The sequence below is a fragment of the Mogibacterium sp. CM50 genome, from assembly GCF_000293155.1.
Taxonomy (GTDB): domain Bacteria; phylum Bacillota; class Clostridia; order Peptostreptococcales; family Anaerovoracaceae; genus Mogibacterium; species Mogibacterium timidum.
This window is the reverse complement of sequence record NZ_ALNL01000003.1, coordinates 1-5,994: the sequence shown is the minus strand read 5'-3', so window position 1 is coordinate 5,994 and position 5,994 is coordinate 1. Positions and strand designations below refer to the sequence as shown.

Here is a 5,994-nt window from a genome sequence, read left to right as displayed (position 1 = left end):
TCATTTGACGGTTTTGAATTTACAAGTTCAGGCAAGGTAATTAAGGATGAAGGCTTTAGCAAATACCTTAAAGAATACAAATCAAAAAAGAATGAAGATGCTGTACTTCCTAATGTAAGTGTTGGTGATGTTTTAAGCATTGAAAATAAAGAGATTAAAGAAAAATTTACCAAACCTCCAAAACACTTTACGGAAGATACTCTCTTAAAGTCTATGGAGATTGCGGGAAATGATGCCTTAGAAAAAGGTGTAGAAGTGGAAAGAAAAGGACTTGGAACACCTGCAACAAGGGCAGGGATTATCGAAAATCTAATTTATAAGGGATTTGTAGAAAGAGATAAGAAAAATCTTATAGCCACTCATAAAGGAATTAGCCTTGTAACGATTGTAGCGGATAGCTTTAAGTCGGCAGAAACGACAGCGAAGTGGGAAATGGAATTATCGTATATTGCTCAGGGAAAATCTTCAAAGGAAGAATTTTTAGAAGCGATTGAAAATGATATAAAAGAGGCGGTTTTTACATATACAAAGTAAGAGGTAACTAATATCAGAGTGGAAAAAATACCCTAAAAGTGCTATAGTATATTGAAATATTTTTTTGAAAAGGAGGTATTATGCAGCTTTTAGATATAAAGAGAATGGCTCATAACATTCTTGAAAATCAAAATATAGAGAGCAGTTTTATCGAATATAAAAAGTCGGCAAATTTTAAAGATAAAATTCTAAAAACTGCTTGTGCCTTTGCCAATAACTATATGAACAATGAGATAGGCTTGTTGTTTGTTGGGATTGAAGAAGTTGATAATAAAGAAACAGGAGAAAAGGCAATTCCGAAAAGACCGATAGAGGGGATAAAAGAGTCTAAAGTTGAAGGTATTGAAAATGAATTAAAATCTCTTCTTTCTAATATCCATCCTAAAATAAATTACCATATTATTACGGACAAAATTGATGATGAATATTATATCGTAGTTGCGGTAGAGAGTGGTAGTAATGGACCGTTTCAAACAAGTGAAAGGGCGGAAAGGGATAAAGATATTAAGCTAAAGGCAGGAAGATATATCAGAGTCGGCAGAGATTCAAGACTTCCAAATCCAACCGAAGAATTTGAACTTTTAAAGAAATTTGCAAACTTTTCTTTTAGTTCCAATCTCAATGATACAGCTACCATAGATGATTTAAGCTATGAATATATGAAAGAATATCTGCTTCAGACGGGAGCAAAGAAAGATATTAGAGAAATGTCTAAGTTGGATATGGCAAAGAGTATGGGACTTGTTAGTGAAAGTGAGTATGGCGGTTATAGAGCTAAAAATTTTGCTGTGCTGATGTTTGCGGAAACACCAAATAAATTTATTCCAAATGCCCATGTTGAAATCATAAGAGAAATTGACGGAACGGATAAAATGGAATCAAAAAGATTTGATGGTCCAGTTTGGATACAGGCAAAACAAGTCAGCAAGTATTTTGAAGATAATATTATGGCTTCATACACCATAAGGGAAGCTGATAAAATTGAGCATAAGATTATCTATAACTATCCTCTTACGGCATTTGAGGAACTTGCTACTAACGCTATTTTGCATAAAGAATATGATACGCCTGAATATGTAGGAATCTATATTTACAAGGATAGAATTTCTTTTGTAAACCATAACAGACCACTTCCTCCTGTAACTATCGAAGCTCTTAATAGGGATAGAAGTTTTGACAGAAGGCAGTATCTTAATAAAGAACTTAAAGATATGTTCTTTTCATTAAACTTGATAGAGTCTTACGGATCAGGAATAAGGCGTGCAAAAGATGCACTATTAGAAAATGGTTCTCCTGAGCTTAAGTTTTATCCGGACAATGAAGAAGATAACTATACTAACGCAGTTATGGGTATAAATGCAGAGTTTTTAAAGGAGTTTAATGGTAGTGCTACCCAAGAAACTACCCAAGAAACTACCCAAGAAATAAAAATTGAGAAATCCGTACCGAATAGAATTATTGAATTGATGATGATGGAGCCAAATATTACAGCAAAACAAATTGCGGAACATTTAAATGTTTCTTTTGACGGAGTTCGTTATCACATAAAAAAATTAAGAGCAGATGGTAAGATTAAAAGAGAAGGCTCTACCAAATCAGGTAAATGGGTAGTAATGAAATAGAATAAACAAGGTCATAGAATCAAAAGGTGATTAGAGTAAAATCTAACCACCTTTTTTGTTTGGAAAAAAGAAGGAGGTAAAAATGCGAATAAATGATTTTCATAACATTTTGGAACTTGTAAAACTGGATATTTTGCAAAGTGAAGCAGAATACCTAAAGCTTTTAAAGGTTGTCGGAAACAATCAAAGATACGACTTTAGAAGTCAGTTAAGTATCTATGATAGAAATCCTGAAGCGACAGCCTGTGCCAAGTTCGACTATTGGAGTGAACGCTTTAACCGTACCGTTATGAGAGGACAAAAGGGTATCCCAATTTTAGAGGACTACGGCACATACAAGAAGGTGAACTATATCTTTGATATAGGTCAGACAGTTTCAAGAAACAGAGATGTCAATGAAGTAAATCTTTGGAAGTTTGACAAAGAAGTTCATAAGGATGTCCTAAAGGAAATGATAACAAGTGAGGGCTATGAGGAAAGTGAAAGTATCTTAGAAAATATCTTTTCTTTAAGCAGGCTTTACGGAGATGAAAAGATAGATAGCCTTATGAATGAGCTTAGAATAGCCGATGAGGATAGAATATCTTTTACCAAGTTTGTGAGGGACTCAATAAGCCATGCAGTTGCTTCAAGATTTAAGGTAGACTATCCGATAGATAACGAACTTCTAAGAGAGAATTTTGAAAGACTTGATAGTATTTCCCTTATGAGTCTTGGCGAAACCATATCGGATATTAGCGGAAAGATTATTGATGCAACCATTCAGAAAAGTAAAGAGCTTGATAAAGAAGTTTTAAGAGGTAAAGAAGCAGGATATAATAAGATTAGAGAAGAAATTGAGGAGGTAGAAGAAAATGTACTTCGACGAGATGATCAGAAAAGAAATGAAAATGAGCGAGTTCTCCGAAATGGAGAGTACGGACGAGATAATAGAGAAAATCAGGGAGAATACGCTGAACAGCTTGGAGGAACAGACGGACTTCATGAAAGAATTCCCGAATCCGATTTACGCAGTGATGAGACTCACTTATCTTTCAGAGAGCGAGGAGCAGAGCCATTTCGAGATGTTAGTGGATCTATACAAGGAGAAGAAGCTGACAGGACACCTGATGGATATTCAAAAACAAGCGATAGACTTTATGAGAGCGGAGAAGCCGAAACTGATGACAGCTTGGAAGATAGAGGACGAGAACAATCCACAGTATGGAGCAATGATTTCAGCCCTCAAAGAGATGACCATCAAGGAAATCGTGGAAATCTAAAAGAAAATACTGAAGTAGAGATAAGAGAAGCTGATAAGGCTTCTTTTTCTTTGCCTGAAAATTCTTATGGACATATGAGGCTTACTATTCCTCTTAATCAGAAAGATATAGATACTGTCCTTATTAACGGAGGAAATCACGATGGAAGTAGACTTCCTCTTATAGCTGAGTTTTCCAAAGGAAAGAGCAATGAAGAATTAGGAGAATACCTCAAAGATACATTTAAAGGCGGAAACGGACTATATATTGATGAAAAAGAAGTATCTTCCTGGTATTCGGAGAGAGGTATTCATTTAGCTTATGGGACTTCAGCAAGAGAAGATGATTCGCAAATTTTAAGCTGGAGTGATGCTGCAAAGAGGATAAATGAACTTCTTGATAATGGTGAGTTTGCCACAAATGTAGAGCTTTCAGAAGCATATGATTATGACAGAGACAGAATATCAGAATCCCTATGGTATCTAACGCATGATTTAAGTGATGAAGGAAAAGAACAAGGATATTTTAGCTCTTTTGAAAGAGGCGGGGGTTTTCCGGAAGAAACGAAAAGATTGTCTGAAGCATTAAAAAATCCTGAATACCTAAAGGAAACAATCAAAGAATATGGCAGGTTTTTGGAAGGATATAAAGAAAACAGAGGTGTACTAAGATTTCATTATCACAAGGTAGATAATCTTTATCAGAGATTACAGGAACTTGAGCTGCCACGAAAGGAATATAGTACCAATCTGACAGAGCTTCCTAAAGTAAAAACCTTTATTACAGAAGATGAAGTCAAAGTTACTATTTCAAGAGGAAGCGGAATAGATAAGGGAAAAGAGCGAATTACAAAATTTTTCAAAGAAAACCATACGCTTCAAGAAAAAGCTAACTTCTTAAAAGATGAGTATGGCATCGGGGGAAGTTCTCATGCTGTTTCAGGGGCAATGGGAAGCGATGAATGGCACGATGCTAAGGGACTTAAATTGCAAAAGAAAGATTGCAGTGATGTATTTCTTACTTGGTCAAGCGTGGCAAAGAATATTGATGAGCTGCTTTATAAAAATATTTATGAAGAAAAGAAAATAGAAAGTGATACAGAGATAGAAGAAGTAAAAGCACTGCAATATTATTCCAAAGATGATCCAGAAAATCTGATGACCGATGAAATGCTTGAAAGAATTCCTGAGCTTTACGCACAGGAAGATGTACCTTTAGCAGATAAGGAGGTTCACGCAGCATATATCATTCCTTTCCGTTCAAACTGGACTTGGTATATGACGGAGTATGACAGAGAAAGTGGCGATGCTTTCGGACTTGTACTTGGGATTGAACCTGAATGGGGATATTTCAATCTTGAAGAATTGAAAGAACTAAATGCTCAAAGGCTTATTTTAGAAGATTTCCCAAAAACCTTTAGAGAGCTTAAGGACACAGAACTTATTAAGCAGATGGATGAGCAGGAGCTTCAGTCAGTCTTTAACGGAGAACTTAGTTTTGAAGAAGAAACAGAGCTTGAAGTACCTGAAGAAGTAGAAGAAAGAATAGCTGCAACACCTGTTCAGGGAACACTATTTGATTACCTCAAAGAAAGAGAAGAAGTAGAGCTTAATGAAAAAGAGGAAAGCCTTGCAGATGAATTTGCAGTTAAAACAGGCGATACCGTATATTTCAACCATGAAGAATACACTGTAAGGGAGATTTCTAAAAACCAAATCACAAGAAGAAATGATTTATGGATTGATCCGGCAAGAAGTGGAAATCATCAAATCCCCATTGTAGCCTTTGAAGATAATGAGGACTTATTAAAGCAGGTAAGTCTTGAAAGACCTAACTTTATTGTTGGAGATGAAGTTAAATATAAGGACAAAAACTATACCATCACACGCTTTGATGATATGGGAAATAACCTAAAGACAATAACAGTCAAGGACAATACCGAATATCTTGGTGGTATGATAACAGGCTCCGATGTAATCCCTTATCGTCTTGAAAGCGACCTTGATAGGCTATTTGAAAATCTGACCTATACGAAACATGAAAAGACTATTGAGGGAGTAGAAGTAAAGAAAACTGAGGCTCATAACTTTAAAATCACAGAAGAAACACTTCCTGAAAAGTTATCTCCAAGTGAGAGATTAAACAATAATTTTGAAGCAATCTCTATGTTAAATAGAATTGAAAGAGGTGAGAGAGATTTAGATATTAACGCTCAGGAAGTCCTTTCAAAGTATGTCGGTTGGGGCGGACTTGCTGATGTATTTGACGAAAGTAAAGAGGGACAATGGGAAGTTGCAAGAAGTTTCTTAAAGGAAAATTTATCACCATCTGAATATGAAGCTGCAAGAGAGTCTACCCTAACAGCTTTTTACACACCGAAAACAGTGATTGACAGCGTATATAAGACACTTGCAGGTATGGGATTTAAGAGCGGTAATATCTTAGAGCCAAGTATGGGAGTTGGAAACTTTATCGGTAATCTTCCCGATGAAATGAGTAAGTCAAAGTTTTATGGTGTGGAGCTTGACTCGGTAAGCGGTCGCATAGGAAAACTCTTATACCCTGAAAGCGACATACAGATTAAAGGGTTTGAAGAA

General features: G+C 35.8%; 2 protein-coding genes and 1 pseudogene. All 3 read left to right on the top strand.

The window, feature by feature from the left end:
* On the top strand, nucleotides 1–534 hold a 534-nt coding region (locus tag HMPREF1152_RS00055), incomplete at its 5' end, for a DNA topoisomerase (RefSeq protein ID WP_009643082.1).
* Nucleotides 535–614: 80 nt separating this feature from the next.
* Nucleotides 615–2,156, top strand: coding sequence for an AlbA family DNA-binding domain-containing protein (locus HMPREF1152_RS00050; RefSeq protein ID WP_009643084.1), 1,542 nt, complete (start codon nucleotides 615–617; stop codon nucleotides 2,154–2,156).
* Nucleotides 2,157–2,238: 82 nt separating this feature from the next.
* Nucleotides 2,239–5,994: pseudogene (locus tag HMPREF1152_RS00045) on the top strand (helicase-related protein); the annotation flags it as partial.

Coding starts and splice junctions, on each gene's coding strand:
- HMPREF1152_RS00050 (WP_009643084.1), top strand. CDS start 615: ATGCAGCTTTTAGATATAAAGAGAATGGCTCATAACATTCTTGAAAAT.